The 15,833-nt window shown below is 65.8% G+C and carries 11 protein-coding genes and 1 pseudogene; 10 read left to right on the top strand and 2 right to left on the bottom strand.

The window, feature by feature from the left end; translation table 11 throughout:
• The first annotated feature begins 57 nt into the window (after positions 1-57).
• The 6 genes from Q3A80_RS13435 (at position 58) to Q3A80_RS13460 (ending at position 7,089) form a co-directional block, all read left to right on the top strand.
• The gene (locus Q3A80_RS13435) at positions 58-1,836 is read left to right on the top strand and encodes an acetolactate synthase 3 catalytic subunit (RefSeq protein ID WP_446329465.1); all 1,779 of its coding nucleotides are present in this window, start codon (positions 58-60) and stop codon (positions 1,834-1,836) included.
• A 111-nt stretch (positions 1,837-1,947) separates the two neighbouring features.
• The gene (gene ilvN / locus Q3A80_RS13440) at positions 1,948-2,439 is read left to right on the top strand and encodes an acetolactate synthase small subunit (protein WP_006750445.1); all 492 of its coding nucleotides are present in this window, start codon (positions 1,948-1,950) and stop codon (positions 2,437-2,439) included.
• Positions 2,440-2,542: 103 nt separating this feature from the next.
• A complete protein-coding gene (gene ilvC / locus Q3A80_RS13445; protein ID WP_040144685.1) occupies positions 2,543-3,559 on the top strand; it encodes a ketol-acid reductoisomerase in 1,017 nt (338 codons plus the stop codon).
• 139 nt (positions 3,560-3,698) lie between these two features.
• Positions 3,699-4,343 (top strand): phosphatidylserine decarboxylase, encoded by a 645-nt coding sequence (locus tag Q3A80_RS13450; RefSeq protein WP_446329466.1) that lies wholly within the window; start codon positions 3,699-3,701, stop codon positions 4,341-4,343.
• 15 nt (positions 4,344-4,358) lie between these two features.
• Entirely contained in the window at positions 4,359-5,231 is an 873-nt protein-coding gene (pssA, locus tag Q3A80_RS13455) for a CDP-diacylglycerol--serine O-phosphatidyltransferase (RefSeq protein ID WP_446329467.1), read from the top strand.
• A 313-nt stretch (positions 5,232-5,544) separates the two neighbouring features.
• Positions 5,545-7,089: a 2-isopropylmalate synthase gene (locus Q3A80_RS13460; RefSeq protein ID WP_446329468.1), complete on the top strand. Its 1,545-nt coding sequence runs from the start codon at positions 5,545-5,547 to the stop codon at positions 7,087-7,089.
• Positions 7,090-7,168: 79 nt separating this feature from the next.
• On the opposite strand, the pseudogene Q3A80_RS13465 reads toward Q3A80_RS13460, so the two are convergent.
• Together Q3A80_RS13465 and Q3A80_RS13470 are read right to left on the bottom strand one after the other, a co-directional pair.
• A pseudogene (locus Q3A80_RS13465) lies at positions 7,169-9,286 on the bottom strand (SulP family inorganic anion transporter); the annotation flags it as partial.
• A 504-nt stretch (positions 9,287-9,790) separates the two neighbouring features.
• On the bottom strand, positions 9,791-10,303 hold the full coding sequence (locus Q3A80_RS13470) for a hypothetical protein (RefSeq protein WP_446329469.1): 513 nt from the start codon (positions 10,301-10,303) through the stop codon (positions 9,791-9,793).
• Positions 10,304-10,488: 185 nt separating this feature from the next.
• Here Q3A80_RS13470 and Q3A80_RS13475 point away from each other — a divergent pair, with 185 nt between their 5' ends.
• The 4 genes from Q3A80_RS13475 (at position 10,489) to Q3A80_RS13490 (ending at position 15,738) form a co-directional block, all read left to right on the top strand.
• Complete coding sequence (locus Q3A80_RS13475) at positions 10,489-11,748, top strand: branched-chain amino acid ABC transporter substrate-binding protein (protein WP_446329470.1); 1,260 nt, start codon at positions 10,489-10,491, stop codon at positions 11,746-11,748.
• A gap of 119 nt (positions 11,749-11,867) precedes the next feature.
• Positions 11,868-12,137, top strand: a complete 270-nt coding sequence (rpsO, locus tag Q3A80_RS13480; RefSeq protein WP_006398792.1) for a 30S ribosomal protein S15 — start codon at positions 11,868-11,870, stop codon at positions 12,135-12,137.
• 294 nt (positions 12,138-12,431) lie between these two features.
• A complete protein-coding gene (pnp, locus tag Q3A80_RS13485; RefSeq protein WP_446329471.1) occupies positions 12,432-14,576 on the top strand; it encodes a polyribonucleotide nucleotidyltransferase in 2,145 nt (714 codons plus the stop codon).
• Between the two features lie 142 nt (positions 14,577-14,718).
• Complete coding sequence (locus tag Q3A80_RS13490) at positions 14,719-15,738, top strand: NAD(P)H-quinone oxidoreductase (protein ID WP_446329472.1); 1,020 nt, start codon at positions 14,719-14,721, stop codon at positions 15,736-15,738.
• Positions 15,739-15,833 lie beyond the last annotated feature (95 nt).

A 15,833-nucleotide genomic window follows, 5' to 3' on the forward strand; every position in this document is an offset into this window, starting at 1 on the left:
CACAAGCCCGGCAGAGAGCACCCGATCAATTTTTTGCCGAAAATTCGAAAGGTCAAAATGAACATGCCCAGCGCGGAATTCTCCACGTCGGAACCCCATTCCCCTCCCGATAGCGACTCCATCGGCGGCGACTCCATCGGCGCCACCGTGCTCATGAAGGCACTGGCCGACGAGAACGTCGAATTCATCTGGGGCTACCCCGGCGGCTCGGTACTCTACATCTACGACGAGCTTTACAAGCAGGACAAGATTCAGCACGTGCTGGTGCGCCACGAACAGGCGGCCGTGCACGCGGCCGACGCGTATGCGCGTTCCACCGGCAACGTCGGCGTCTGTCTGGTGACGTCCGGCCCCGGCGTCACCAATGCGGTGACCGGCATCGCGACGGCCTACATGGATTCGATCCCGATGGTCGTGATCAGCGGCCAGGTGCCGACTGCCGCGATCGGCCAGGACGCGTTCCAGGAATGCGACACGGTCGGCATCACGCGTCCGTGCGTGAAGCACAACTTCCTCGTGAAGGACGTGCGCGACCTCGCGGAAACCGTCAAGAAGGCGTTCTACATCGCGCGCACCGGCCGTCCCGGCCCGGTCCTGATCGACATCCCGAAGGACATCTCCAAGACGCCGTGCCAGTACGAGCCGGTCAAGAGCGTGTCGCTGCGGTCGTACAACCCGGTCACGAAAGGCCATTCGGGCCAGATCCGCAAGGCCGTGTCGCTGCTGCTGGCGGCGAAGCGTCCGTACATCTACACGGGCGGCGGCATCATCCTCGCCGACGCGGCGCGCGAGCTGAACCAGTTCGCCGACCTGCTCGGCTACCCGGTCACGAACACGCTGATGGGCCTCGGCGGCTATCGCGCGTCGGACAGGAAATTCCTCGGCATGCTCGGCATGCACGGCACCTACGAAGCGAACATGGCGATGCAGCACTGCGACGTGCTGATCGCGATCGGTGCCCGCTTCGACGACCGCGTGATCGGCGACCCGGCGCACTTCGCGTCGCGTCCGCGCAAGATCATCCACATCGACATCGACCCGTCGTCGATCTCGAAGCGCGTGAAGGTCGACATCCCGATCGTCGGCGACGTGAAGGAAGTGCTGAAGGAACTGATCGAGCAGCTGCAGACGGCCGAGCATGGCCCCGACACCGAAGCGCTCGCGCAATGGTGGAAGGACATCGAAAGCTGGCGCGCGAAGGACTGCCTGAAGTTCGACCGCGACAGCGAGATCATCAAGCCGCAGTACGTGGTCGAGAAGGCGTGGGAGCTGACGGACGGCAACGCGTTCGTGTGCTCGGACGTCGGCCAGCACCAGATGTGGGCCGCGCAGTTCTACCGTTTCAACAAGCCGCGTCGCTGGATCAACTCCGGCGGCCTCGGCACGATGGGCTTCGGCCTGCCGGCAGCGATGGGCGTCAAGATGGCGCACCCGGACGACGACGTGCTGTGCATCACGGGCGAAGGCTCGATCCAGATGTGCATCCAGGAACTGTCGACCTGCCTGCAGTACGACACGCCCGTGAAGATCATTTCGCTGAACAACCGCTATCTCGGCATGGTTCGCCAGTGGCAGCAGATCGAATACAGCAAGCGCTATTCGCATTCGTACATGGATGCGCTGCCTGACTTCGTGAAGCTCGCCGAAGCGTACGGCCATGTCGGCATGCGGATCGAAAAGACTTCGGATGTGGAGCCGGCGCTGAAGGAAGCGTTGCGCCTGAAGGACCGCACCGTGTTTCTCGACTTCCAGACCGATCCGACCGAAAACGTCTGGCCGATGGTACAGGCCGGCAAGGGCATCACCGAGATGCTGCTCGGATCGGAAGATCTGTAACGGCGCGACGCGCGCCGGGGCCGGAGCGGCCGCCTTCACGAAGGGCGGTGCGGCACCGGGCGGCGCGCGGCGCGAGTGAATCGACACGGACACATTCTGGAAGAAGCGAACATGAGACACATCATTTCCGTCCTGCTGGAAAACGAACCGGGCGCGCTGTCGCGCGTGGTCGGTCTGTTTTCCGCGCGCGGCTACAACATCGAAACCTTGACGGTGGCGCCGACCGAAGACCAATCGCTGTCGCGGCTCACCATCGTTTCCATTGGCTCGGACGACGTGATCGAACAGATCACGAAGCATCTGAACCGCCTGATCGAGGTGGTGAAAGTGGTGGACCTGACCGACGGTGCACACATCGAACGCGAGCTGATGCTGATCAAGGTACGTGCAGTGGGCAAGGAGCGCGAAGAAATGAAGCGGATGTCGGACATTTTCCGCGGCCGCATCATCGACGTGACCGAAAAGACCTACACGATCGAATTGACGGGCGCGAGCGACAAGCTCGACGCATTCATCCAGGGGCTGGACGCCAGCGCGATCCTAGAGACCGTGCGGACCGGCAGCTCCGGCATCGGACGCGGCGAGCGCATCCTGAAGGTGTGATGCCGATATTGCAAGAAGGCACGCCGGGTGCGCCGTCATGTCCCGGCCCGCAGTACCCAATCCGAACGAATTGTTGAATTTTTGAATTAGCGAAGGAACCATCATGAACGTTTTCTACGACAAAGACGCCGACCTCTCCCTCATCAAGGGCAAGCAAGTCACGATCATCGGCTACGGCTCGCAGGGCCATGCGCACGCACTGAACCTGAAGGACAGCGGCGTGAACGTGACGGTCGGCCTTCGCAAGGGCGGCGCGTCGTGGAGCAAGGCCGAGAACGCAGGCCTGTCGGTCAAGGAAGTCGCGGAAGCGGTGAAGAACGCGGACGTCGTCATGATGCTGCTGCCGGACGAGCAGATCGCCGACGTCTACGCGAAGGAAGTGCACGCGAACATCAAGCAGGGCGCGGCGCTGGCATTCGCACACGGCTTCAACGTCCACTACGGCGCGGTGATCCCGCGCGCCGACCTCGACGTGATCATGATCGCGCCGAAGGCACCGGGCCACACCGTGCGCGGCACGTACTCGCAAGGTGGCGGCGTGCCGCACCTGATCGCGGTTGCCCAGAACAAGTCGGGCGCGGCACGCGACATCGCGCTGTCGTACGCGGCAGCGAACGGCGGCGGCCGTGCCGGCATCATCGAGACGAACTTCCGTGAAGAAACCGAAACCGACCTGTTCGGCGAGCAGGCCGTGCTGTGCGGCGGTACCGTCGAGCTGATCAAGGCTGGTTTCGAGACGCTGGTCGAAGCGGGCTACGCGCCGGAAATGGCGTACTTCGAGTGCCTGCACGAGCTGAAGCTGATCGTCGACCTGATCTACGAAGGCGGCATCGCGAACATGAACTACTCGATCTCGAACAACGCCGAGTACGGCGAGTACGTGACGGGCCCGCGCATCGTCACGGAAGAGACGAAGAAGGCGATGAAGCAGTGCCTGACCGACATCCAGACGGGCGAGTACGCCAAGAGCTTCATCCTCGAGAACAAGGCAGGCGCGCCGACGCTGCAGTCGCGCCGCCGCCTGACGGCCGAGCACCAGATCGAGCAGGTCGGCGCGAAGCTGCGTGCGATGATGCCGTGGATCGCGAAGAACAAGCTCGTCGACCAGACGAAGAACTAAGCACCGATAGCAGCAAAACGTGCTGTTCCGGCCCTTCGAGTGGAGGGTCGGTATCAAAAAGCCGTCCGAAGGCAGCAGTGCCCCGGGCGGCTTTTGCTATCCTACGGGCTTTGCAATTCACCGAACACCGAACGAACCCATGAACTATCCTCATCCGATCATCGCGCGCGAAGGCTGGCCGTTCATCGCGATTGCAGCCGTCATCGCGTTGTTGATCCACGCCGTCGGGGGCTTCGGCTTCGCATGGCCGTTCTGGCTGCTGCTCGTCTTCATCGTCCAGTTCTTCCGCGACCCGCAGCGCCCGATCCCGGCGCAGCCCAACGCGGTGCTGTGCCCGGCGGACGGCCGCATCGTCGCGGTCGAGACCACGCAGGATCCGTACGCGAATCGCGAAGCGCTGAAGATCAGCGTGTTCATGAACGTCTTCAACGTCCATTCGCAGCGCTCGCCGGTCGACGGCGCGATCTCGAAGGTCGAATACTTCCCCGGCGCGTTCCTGAACGCGGCGATCGACAAGGCGTCGACCGAGAACGAGCGCAACGCGGTCGTGATCCAGACGGCGAGCGGCAAGACCGTCACGTCCGTGCAGATCGCCGGCCTGATCGCGCGCCGGATCCTCTGCTACGTGCGCGCCGGCGAGCCGCTGTCGCGCGGCCAGCGTTACGGTTTCATCCGCTTCGGGTCGCGCGTCGACGTGTACCTGCCGCTCGGCAGCCGCGCGAAGGTGTCGATCGGCGAGAAGGTCTACGCGTCGTCGACGATCCTCGCAGAGCTCGAACAGTAAGCGGCGGGACGCACGATGGCCGCATTCAAACCGCGCCGGCCGCGCAACGGTACCAGCCAGACGCCGCGCCCGTTCCGCCGCAACAAGGTGATGGCACCCGATCCGGTGCCCAGCGAAAGCCGCCGCGCCGCGCGCCAGCGGTTCCTGAAGACGCGCGGCATCTACCTGCTGCCGAACGCGTTCACGACCGCCGCGCTGTTCTGCGGTTTCTTCGCGGTCGTGCAGGCGATGAACGTGCGCTTCGAGATCGCCGCGATCGCGATCTTCGTCGCGATGGTGCTCGACGGGATGGACGGGCGCGTCGCGCGGATGACCCATACGCAAAGCGCGTTCGGCGAACAGTTCGACAGCCTGTCGGACATGGTGTCGTTCGGCGTCGCGCCGGCGCTCGTGATGTACGAATGGGTGCTCAAGGATCTCGGCCGCTGGGGCTGGTTGGCCGCGTTCGTCTACTGTTCGGGCGCCGCGCTGCGGCTCGCGCGCTTCAACACGAACATCGGCGTGGTCGACAAGCGCTTCTTCCAGGGGCTGCCGAGCCCGGCCGCCGCCGCGCTGATCGCCGGCTTCGTGTGGCTCGCGACCGACAATCGCGTGCCGATGAAGCTCGGCTGGCTGCCGTGGGTCGCGTTCGCGCTGACGATCTACGCGGGCGTGACGATGGTGTCCAACGCGCCGTTCTACAGCGGCAAGGCGCTCGACGTGCGGCACCGCGTGCCGTTCGCGGCGATCCTGCTGGTCGTCGTCGCGTTCGTGCTGGTATCGTCCGACCCGCCGCTGATGCTGTTCTGCCTGTTCGTGCTGTACGGGCTGTCCGGCTACGTGTTCTGGGCCTACCAGGCGATGCGCGGGCGGGGGAACCCCGCACGCTCGTCGCAGCGCGATCACTGACGCGCAACTTGCGCACAAACGGCGGCCTTCTGGCCGCCGTTTTCATTTGCCCCTTTTTCGCCTGCACAGCCCGTCATCCCGGGGCGCCGTCCGATTGCGCACCCGGCGGAATGTCGCTATAGTCTTCGGCATGACTGCATTTCCCCGCCTCTCCCTCCTTCTAGCCGGTGCGCCGCTACGCGCGCTAGCTTTGGCGCGCCTGCCGCGCTGACCGTTCTCGCCCTCCGTCAAGCCTCGTCTGTTGTTGAGCGTCGCCAGCGGTGGCGCGATCTTGTTACGTTTGATTCCCGTATAAAGAGCCCTGGAGCCCCCCATGACAGACAAGCTGATCATTTTCGATACGACGTTGCGTGACGGTGAACAATCGCCCGGCGCGTCGATGACGAAAGAAGAGAAAATCCGCATCGCGAAGCATCTCGAGCGGATGAAGGTCGACGTGATCGAGGCCGGTTTCGCGGCCAGCTCGAACGGCGACTTCGACGCGATCCACACGATCGCAGGGCTCGTGAAGGACAGCACGATCTGCTCGCTGGCGCGTGCGAACGACAAGGACATCCAGCGTGCGGCGGACGCGCTGAAGCCCGCCAACAGCTCGCGGATCCACACGTTCATCGCGACGTCGCCGCTGCACATGGAAAAGAAGCTGCGGATGACGCCCGACCAGGTGTTCGAGCAGGCGCGTCTCGCGGTGCGTTTCGCGCGCAAGTTCACCGACAACGTCGAATTCTCGCCGGAAGACGGCAGCCGCTCGGACCTCGACTTCCTGTGCCGCGTGCTGGAAGCCGTGATCGCCGAAGGCGCGACGACGATCAACATCGCCGACACGGTCGGCTACGGCGTGCCGGAGCTGTACGGCAACCTCGTGAAGACGCTGCGCGAACGCATTCCGAACTCGGACAAGGCGATCTTCTCCGTGCATTGCCACAACGACCTCGGGATGGCGGTCGCGAACTCGCTCGCCGGCGTGAAGATCGGCGGTGCGCGCCAGATCGAGTGCACGATCAACGGTCTCGGCGAGCGCGCGGGCAACACGTCGCTCGAGGAAATCGTGATGGCGGTGAAGACGCGCAAGGACTACTTTGGCCTCGACGTCGGCATCGACACGACGCAGATCGTGCCGACGTCGAAGCTCGTGTCGCAGATCACCGGGTTCGTCGTGCAGCCGAACAAGGCCGTGGTCGGCGCGAACGCGTTCGCGCACGCGTCGGGCATCCACCAGGACGGCGTGCTGAAGGCGCGCGACACCTACGAGATCATGCGCGCGGAAGACGTGGGCTGGACCGCGAACAAGATCGTGCTCGGCAAGCTGTCCGGCCGCAACGCGTTCAAGCAGCGCCTGCAGGAGCTCGGCGTGTCGCTCGACAGCGAAGCCGAACTGAACGCCGCGTTCATGCGCTTCAAGGATCTGGCCGACCGCAAGGCCGAGATCTTCGACGAGGACATCATCGCGATCGTCTCCGAGGAATCCGCGCTCGCGCAGGAACAGGAGCACTTCAAGTTCGTGTCGCTGTCGCAGCACTCGGAAACCGGCGAGCAGCCGCAGGCGAAGGTCGTGTTCGCGGTCGAAGGCAAGGAAGTGACCGGCGAGGCGCGCGGCAACGGCCCGGTCGATGCGACGCTGAACGCGATCGAAAGCGAAGTGGGCAGCGGCTCCGAACTGCTGCTGTACTCGGTGAACGCGATCACGACCGGCACGCAGGCGCAGGGCGAAGTGACGGTGCGGCTGTCGAAGAGCGGGCGGATCGTCAATGGCGTCGGCACCGATCCGGACATCGTCGCGGCGTCCGCGAAGGCGTACATCGCGGCGCTGAACAAGCTGCACTCGAAGGACGACAAGCTCAACCCGCAGCGCGCGTAAGCGCCGCGCGTTCGGCGCGTGACGTACCTGAAACGCCCCGTGCGGCCCTGCGCCGCCCGGGGCGTTTTTCATGCGCCGGTCATTCGGCAGCCGGCGTGCGGAACGACCAGCGGCGCGCGGCCGGCCGGCCCGCCGGGCTGCGGCGGCGGAATTCGACCGCGATCCCGCGCCGCGGCGCATCGGCGATGAATGCGTCGAGCAGCTCGAGCACGTCGTGATCGATGTAGTCGGCGCGTGTCGCGTCGATGATCACGGCCGCGCGATCGGGGATGTGCCGCAGATGATGTTTGACCTGCACCTTGCCGAGGAACGACACATCCTTGCGGAACGACAGCAGGAAGTGGTCGTCGTGCTGCGCGAGCGAGACGGGGCTCTTCAGGTTCGCGACCGCGACCGCCAGCACGCTGCACGCGAGGCCGAGCGCGATCCCGAACAGCAGGTCGACCGCCAGTACGCCCGCGATCGTCGCGACGAACGGGACGAACGCGGCCGGCCCCTGTTTCAGCACCGAGCGGAACAGCGCCGGTTTCGCGAGCTTGAAGCCGGTATGGATCAGGATCGCCGCGAGGCTCGCGAGCGGAATCAGGTTGATCAGCCCGGTCAGCGCGAACACGCTGGCGAGCAGCAGGATCCCGTGCACGACCGCCGACATCCGGCTTTGCGCGCCCGCGTTCACGTTGACCGAACTGCGCACGATCACCGACGTGATCGGCAGCCCGCCGACCGCGCCGGCGACGAGATTTCCGACGCCCTGCGCTTTCAGTTCGCGGTCCGGCTGCACCGGGCGGCGCTTCGGATCGATCTGTTCGACCGCCTCGAGGCTCAGCAGCGTCTCGAGGCTCGCGACGACCGCGAGCGTGATCGCGACGCGCCACACGTCCGGATTGACGAGCTGCGCGAAATTCGGGCCCAGCTCCGCATGCTTCAGCGAGGCGGCCAGCGCCGCGAACGACTCGAGCTCGGGCAGCGTGACGCGATGCGCGGCACCGGGCGCGACCGACGGCGCGATGACGCCGAGCGCGAGCGTCGCGCCGATGCCGAACACGACGACCGCGAGCGGCCCCGGCACCGAGCGCACCCACGCGAAGCGCTTGAGCGCGGGCGTGTCCCACGCGATCAGCAGCGCGAGCGACACACCTGCGATCGCCGTCGCGGCCCACGCGGTCGGCAGCTCCGGCCACGAAGCAAACGATTGCGCGGCCGGGCCGCCGATACCGAACGCGAACGGAATCTGCTTCACGATCAGCAGCAGGCCGATCGCGGCGAGCATGCCCTTGATGACCGGCGACGGCACATACGCGGCGAAGCGGCCGGCGCGCAGCATGCCGAAGCCGAACTGCAGCACGCCGGAGAGCAGCACCGCGAGCAGGAACGCGGAAAAGCTGCCGAGTTGCGCGATCCCTTCGACGACGATCACGACGAGGCCGGCGGCCGGTCCGCTGACCGACAGCGACGAGCCGCTCAGCAGCGCGACGACGATGCCGCCGACGATGCCGGACACGAGCCCGGCGAACGGCTCCACGCCGGATGCATTGGCGATGCCGAGACAGAGCGGCAGCGCGACGAGAAAAACGACGATGCCGGCGACGATGTCGCGCGGCAGGGTGGACAGGCGCTCGTTCAGTTTCATGGTTGGGGCGATTTCATGGACGTTGGGGGAGGCGCGGCTCAGCCGAGCGCGGCGGCCGTGGCGGCCGGCTCCGGTTCGGTTTCGACCGGCGGCGCCGCGTAGCCGGAATCGAGCTCCTTCAGGCGGCCGTCGGCGAGCGAGAAGATCCAGCCGTGGACGAGCGGCGAACGCTCGCGGCCGCGCACGATCGGCGACGCGCGCAGCAGCCGCACCTGTTCGAGCACGTTCAGCTCGGCGAGCCGGTCGGCGGCGACCGTGTCGTCGAGCCCGTCGAGCGTGCCGCGATGGCGCCGCGCAAGCGCGCAGAGCGGCGCGATGCGCCGCGCGACGTGCGGCAGGTCGGCCGGCGGCGGCAGCAGCGACGCACGTACACCGCCGCACCCGTAGTGACCGCACACGATCACATGGTCGACCTCGAGCACGCGTACCGCGTACTCGAGCACGCTCGCGGAATTGTCGTCGTCGGGCTGGAACAGGTTCGCGATGTTGCGGTGGACGAACAGCTCGCCGGGCACGCTGTGCGTGATGGTTTCGGCCGGCACGCGGCTGTCGGAGCAACCGATCCACAGCACGCGCGGATTCTGGCCGCGCGCGAGCGCATCGAAGAAGCCGGGCGCATGTTCGCGCGTCTCGCGGGCCCAGGCGATGTTGGCGACCAGCATGCTCTTGGGGCGGTTCATGAGGACTCCTTTCTGATCAATGCAAATAAATGAAAACCGGAACGAAGTGGAGCAATAGGATGCTTTCTAAATTGAAAGGTTCAATTTCGACTGATATTAGGGGTATGCCCTAGCATCCGGTGTTACTGATACAAATTGTTTCAACTCGATCTGGCGCGGTGCATCGAGTGCACCAATACAACGCATGACATGCATTGCGGGTGCCTGTTTCCCGCGGCTGGCCGGGCGCGAACGAGTTGGAATGATGGCGGTCCGGCGGACATCCGTCGGAAAGCATTACCGCGCCGAATTGGCAGTTAATCGAATATGACGGAAAAAAGGAAATGGCCATTCCCGCAATGATGCGTGAATGGCCATTGTGAAAATTGCGCGTAAATGCGTAATCGACGAATCAGAACAGATTGCGGCGATCGGGGTCGTGCAGCGGATCCGGCGTTTTCTGCGTGGTGCGCAGGATGCCCTGCGGGTCGAAGTAGAAGCTGTACATCATGTACCAGACGTTGTCCTCGAGATACCGGTAGGTCCACACCTCGCGCTTCATCAGCGGGAAGTAGGTCGTCTCGACCGGGCGGCCGAAGTTGACGAGCACGTCCGTCTTGGTCCACTTGCCGATCTCGGCGCGATAGAACTCGCTCGGCTGCAGTACCTGACGCACGTTGACGATCCGGTGGGCCGCGTCGACATCGGCCGCGATCGTGACCTCGCCCATCGGCTGGGTCGGCCACATCAGGCGCTTGCCGCCGCCGGGCAGATCGTAGATTTCGCGCGGCGGCCCCATGCGCGCGACGATCGCCGACTCGTCCTGGCCGGCCTGGTATTGCTGCCACGGTTGTGCGCAGCCGGCGAGCAGCGCCGCCGCGCAGGCGGCCAGCACCGGCAGGCGCACGGGAATGCGAATGCGCATGGGATTCTCCAGAACTAGAACTCGCGAACCGCTCAGTTGTATCACGGACGGCGCGCGACCGCGCATCGTGCCGAAAAAATCGGTGCGGATCGCTGCCGGCCTTCGTTTGCGCGCGATGCTTGCGGGCGGCAGCGCCGCCGGCCTATGATCCGCGCTTCCCGGACAGATTGAAGGACAGGTAGCCGATGCAGCTGTGGAAACGATGCGCGCTCGCGTTGAGCGCCGGCTGGATGGTCGCGTCGTCCGCGCTCGCGGCGGGCGAGCCGGTGCGGATCGCGCTGATCGAAGGGATGTCGGGCCCGTTCGCGAACGCGGGCGCGGCGGTCGAGCGCAATTTGCGCTTCGGCATCGAGCAGGTCAATGCGGCGGGCGGCGTGAAGCTGCGCGACGGCGCGCATCCGCTCGAGCTCGTCGTGCTCGACAGCAAGGGCAGTCCGGAAGAGGCGCTCGTGCAGCTGCGCGCAGCGGCTGACCGGCACATCGGCTTCGTCGCGCAGGGCAACAGCTCGGCGGTCGCGGCCACGCTCGTCGCGGCGCTGGACAAGCTGAACGCGCGCAATCCCGACAACCGGATGCTGTTCCTCAACTATTCGGCCGACGATCCGGCGCTGACCGGCGCACGCTGCAGCTTCTGGCATTTCCGCTTCGACGCGCACGCCGGGATGCGGATGGCCGCGCTCGCGGACGTGATGGCGCGCGACCGCGCGCTGCACAAGGTCTACCTGCTGAACCAGGACTACAGCTTCGGTCGCGACGTCAGCGCGCTGGCGCGGCAGGCGCTCGCCGAGCGGCGCCCCGACGTGGCGATCGCCGGCGACGAATTCCATCCGATCGGCCGCATCAAGGACTTCTCGCCGTATATCGCGAAGATCCGCGCGAGCGGCGCGGACGCCGTCGTCACCGGCAACTGGGGCAACGATCTCACGCTGCTCGTGAAGGCGGCGCGCGAGCAGGGGCTGAACGCGAAGTTCTACACGTTCTACGGCAACAGCCTCGGCGCGCCGGCCGCGCTCGGCGACGCGGGCGTCGGCCGGGTGGTGGCGGTCGCGGACTGGCATCCGAATGCGGGCGGCGCGAAGTCCGACGCGTTCTATCGTGCGTTCCGGACCCGTTTCCCGGCCGCGCAGGACGACTATCCGGTGCGGCGGATGAGCCTGATGGTCGAGATGCTGGCCGCCGCGCTGAACCGCGCCGGGTCGGCCGACCCCGTCGCGGTGGCGCGGGCGCTGGAAGGGCTGGCATTCGACGACGGCTTCCACGCGTCGACGATGCGCGCGCAGGATCACCAGCTGATCCAGCCCCTTTACGTGATGGAAATGGACAAGGCCGGCACGCCGGGCGTGCGTTTCGACAACGAGGGTTCCGGCTACGGGTTCCGCACGGTCCTCGCGCTGCCCGCGCCGCGCACGCAGATGCCGTCCACGTGCTCGATGACGCGCCCGTGACAGGCGGCGGTGGGAACGGCGTGCAGTTGTGCTACAATGCCCGCCGGTTGTAAGTCACGGCACGGCCATTCTTCCGTGTCCGCCTGTTCAGTTAGCAAGTAGGAATCAAAGGAAATCACATGTCTGTTGCAGATATCAAGAAGTCGGAAGTCGTTGCTCAGTTCGCCCGCGGTACCAACGACACGGGTTCGCCCGAAGTCCAGGTCGCACTGCTGACCGCACGTATCGTCGAACTGACGGGTCACTTCAAGACCCACGCGAAGGACCACCACAGCCGCCGCGGCCTGCTGCGCATGGTGAGCCGCCGCCGCAAGCTGCTCGACTACCTCAAGGGCAAGGATGCCGACCGTTACCGCGCGCTGATCGAGAAGCTGGGTCTGCGTAAGTAATCGAGGCGATTGCCGCCAGCAAGATGCCTGTGTCAGTCCGCTGATGCAGGCATTTTGTTTTTGCGCGGTGCGTAGCGTCACGCGCACCGCAGGCTCTCCGGCACGTGGGTGCCGGGCTGCCGGAACGGCTGATACCGGGGTCGGGATTTGTGTCATTCCAGCGCGCCGCTGCGCGTCGAGCGCCGCGCTGGAATGGCATAAAAAACACACCTTGCTCCGGGTGATTCGGTCGGGACGCCGCCGCGCGGGATGGCCCGGGCGGCGAATGAAATGAATGAATTCAAAGGAGCAACCATGTCCATGTTCAACAAGGTCGTGAAGGAATTCCAGTGGGGCCAGCACAAGGTGCGCCTCGAAACCGGTGAAGTCGCTCGCCAGGCGAGCGGTGCGGTGATCGTCGACGTGGAAGATACCGTCGTGCTGGCGACCGTCGTCGGCGCGAAGTCGGCGAAGCCGGGTCAGGACTTTTTCCCGCTGACCGTCGACTACCTCGAAAAGACCTACTCGGCCGGCAAGATCCCGGGCGGCTTCTTCCGCCGCGAAGGCCGTCCGTCGGAACACGAGACGCTGACGTCGCGCCTGATCGACCGTCCGCTGCGCCCGCTGTTCCCGGAAGGCTTCTACAACGAAGTCCAGGTCGTGATCCACGTGCTGTCCGTGAACCCGGAAATCCCGGCCGACATCCCCGCGCTGATCGGCGCATCGGCCGCGCTCGCCGTGTCGGGCCTGCCGTTCAACGGCCCGGTCGGTGCCGCGCGCGTCGCGTACATCGACAACGCGTACGTGCTGAACCCGACGCGCGACCAGCTCAAGGCATCGAGCCTCGACCTCGTCGTCGCCGGCACGGAACGTGCGGTGCTGATGGTCGAGTCGGAAGCCGACCAGCTGCCGGAAGACGTGATGCTGGGCGCGGTCGTGTTCGGCCACGAGCAGATGCAGACGGCGATCGACGCGATCCACGAACTCGTGCGCGAAGGCGGCAAGCCGGAGTGGGACTGGCAGCCGGCACCGAAGAACGAGGCGCTGATCGCGCGCGTGACGGAACTGGCGCACGGCGACCTGCTCGCGGCTTACCAGCTGCGCGACAAGCAGGCGCGTTCGACGAAGCTGAAGGAAGTGTACGCAGCGACGTCGGCGAAGCTCGAGGAAGACGCGCTGGCGGCCGGCACGGTCGCGGCCGACAAGGCCACCGTCGGCAACATCCTGTTCGACATCGAAGCGAAGATCGTCCGTTCGCAGATCCTGAACGGCGAGCCGCGCATCGACGGCCGCGACACGCGCACCGTGCGTCCGATCGAGATCCGCACCGGCGTGCTGCCGCGCACCCACGGTTCGGCGCTGTTCACGCGCGGCGAAACGCAGGCGCTCGTCGTCGCGACGCTCGGCACGAAGGGTGACGAGCAGATCATCGACGCGCTCGAAGGCGAATACCGCGAGCGCTTCATGCTCCACTACAACATGCCCCCGTTCGCGACCGGCGAAACGGGCCGCGTCGGCTCGCCGAAGCGCCGCGAAATCGGCCACGGCCGTCTCGCGAAGCGCGCACTCGTCAAGTGCCTGCCGAGCGCCGACGAATTCGGCTACTCGATCCGCGTCGTGTCGGAAATCACCGAATCGAACGGTTCGTCGTCGATGGCATCGGTGTGCGGCGGCTGCCTCGCGCTGATGGACGCCGGCGTGCCGATGAAGGCGCACGTCGCGGGCATCGCGATGGGCCTGATCCTCGAAGGCAACAAGTTCGCGGTGCTGACCGACATCCTCGGCGACGAAGATCACCTCGGCGACATGGACTTCAAGGTGGCCGGCACGGAGCAGGGCGTGACGGCACTGCAGATGGACATCAAGATCCAGGGCATCACGAAGGAAATCATGCAGGTCGCGCTCGCGCAGGCGAAGGAAGGCCGCATGCACATCCTCGGCAAGATGACGTCGGCGGTCTCGGGTGCGAACACGCAGCTGTCGGAATTCGCGCCGCGCATGATCACGATCAAGATCAATCCGGAAAAGATCCGCGACGTGATCGGCAAGGGCGGTTCGGTGATCCGCGCACTGACGGAAGAAACCGGCACGACCATCGACATCTCGGACGACGGCGTCGTGACGATCGCGAGCACGAACAGCGAAGGCATGGCCGAAGCGAAGAAGCGCATCGAGCAGATCACGGCCGAGATCGAAGTCGGTCAGGTGTACGAAGGCACGGTACTCAAGCTGCTCGATTTCGGTGCGATCGTGAACCTGCTGCCGGGCAAGGACGGCCTGCTGCACATCTCGGAAATCGTCAACGAGCGCGTGAAGGACATCAACGACTACCTGAAGGAAGGCCAGCAGGTGAAGGTCAAGGTGATCCAGACGGACGAGAAGGGTCGCGTGCGTCTGTCGGCGAAGGCGCTGCTGAACGAAGCAGCGGCGTCGCAGTCGGATACGCCGCCGCAGCAGTAAGCGGACAGGCGTTAGAACGGCCGGCAGTGCGAAAGCGCGCCGGCCGTTTTTTCTGTAGCATCGTTGTGCGGCGCAGCAGCGCCGGCGACGCGCCCGTGCCGCGCACGGTGCATCATCCGATTCCGATCCTGGAGCGATTCCCATGAAAGCCATCGAAATCACCGAATTCGGCGCCCCCGACGTGCTGAAGCTCGCGGAGCGTCCGCGCCCGGAACCGAAGCGCGGCGAAGTGCTGATCAAGGTGGCGGCTTCCGGCGTGAACCGGCCCGACGTATTCCAGCGCAAGGGCGCGTATGCGCCGCCGCCCGGTGCGTCGGATCTGCCGGGCCTCGAGGTCGCGGGCGAGATCGTCGGCGGCGACCTGTCGGATCCCGCGCTGAACCCGTTCGGCCTGAAGCTCGGCGACCGCGTGTGCGCGCTGCTCGCCGGCGGCGGCTACGCCGAGTACGCGGTCGCGCCGCTGCCGCAATGCCTGCCGGTGCCCGACGCGCTCACCGACATCGAAGCCGCGTCGTTGCCCGAGACGTTCTTCACCGTGTGGAGCAACGTGTTCGACCGCGCGCTGCTCGGCGCGGGCGAGGGCGGCGAGCAGGAAACGCTCCTCGTGCAGGGCGGCTCGAGCGGGATCGGCGTGACGGCGATCCAGATCGCGCATGCGCTCGGCTTTCGCGTGTTCGCGACGGCCGGGAACGAGGACAAATGCCGCGCATGCGAGGCGCTCGGCGCCGAGCGTGCGATCAACTACAAGACCGAAGACTTCGTCGAGGTCGTCAAGTCGCTGACGCACGATCGCGGCGTCGACGTGATCCTCGACATGGTCGCGGGCTCGTACGTGCCGCGCGAGCTGTCCGCGCTCGCGGACGGCGGCCGCCTCGTGCTGATCGCGCTGCTCGGCGGCGCGAAGGCCGAGGTCAACCTGAACGAAATCCTGCGCCGCCGGCTCACGGTGACGGGCTCGACGCTGCGTCCGCGGCCAGTCGAGTTCAAGGCACGCATCGCCGCGCAGCTGAACGCGCGCGTGTGGCCGCTGCTCGCGGACGGCCGCATCAAGCCGGTGATCTACCGCGTGCTGCCGGCTGGCGACGCCGCACAGGCGCATGCGCTGATGGAAAGCGGCGAGCACATCGGCAAGATCGTGCTCGATTGGGGTACGAACGCGTGACGGCCCGCGCGGCGGGCTTGACATGCGCGGTTTGACCGGTTCAAGCCGCGCGCAGTAAAATCGCGGGTTTGCTTCGCCAGATCCAACCTGACGGC

Source organism: Burkholderia sp. SR8, assembly GCF_052851275.1.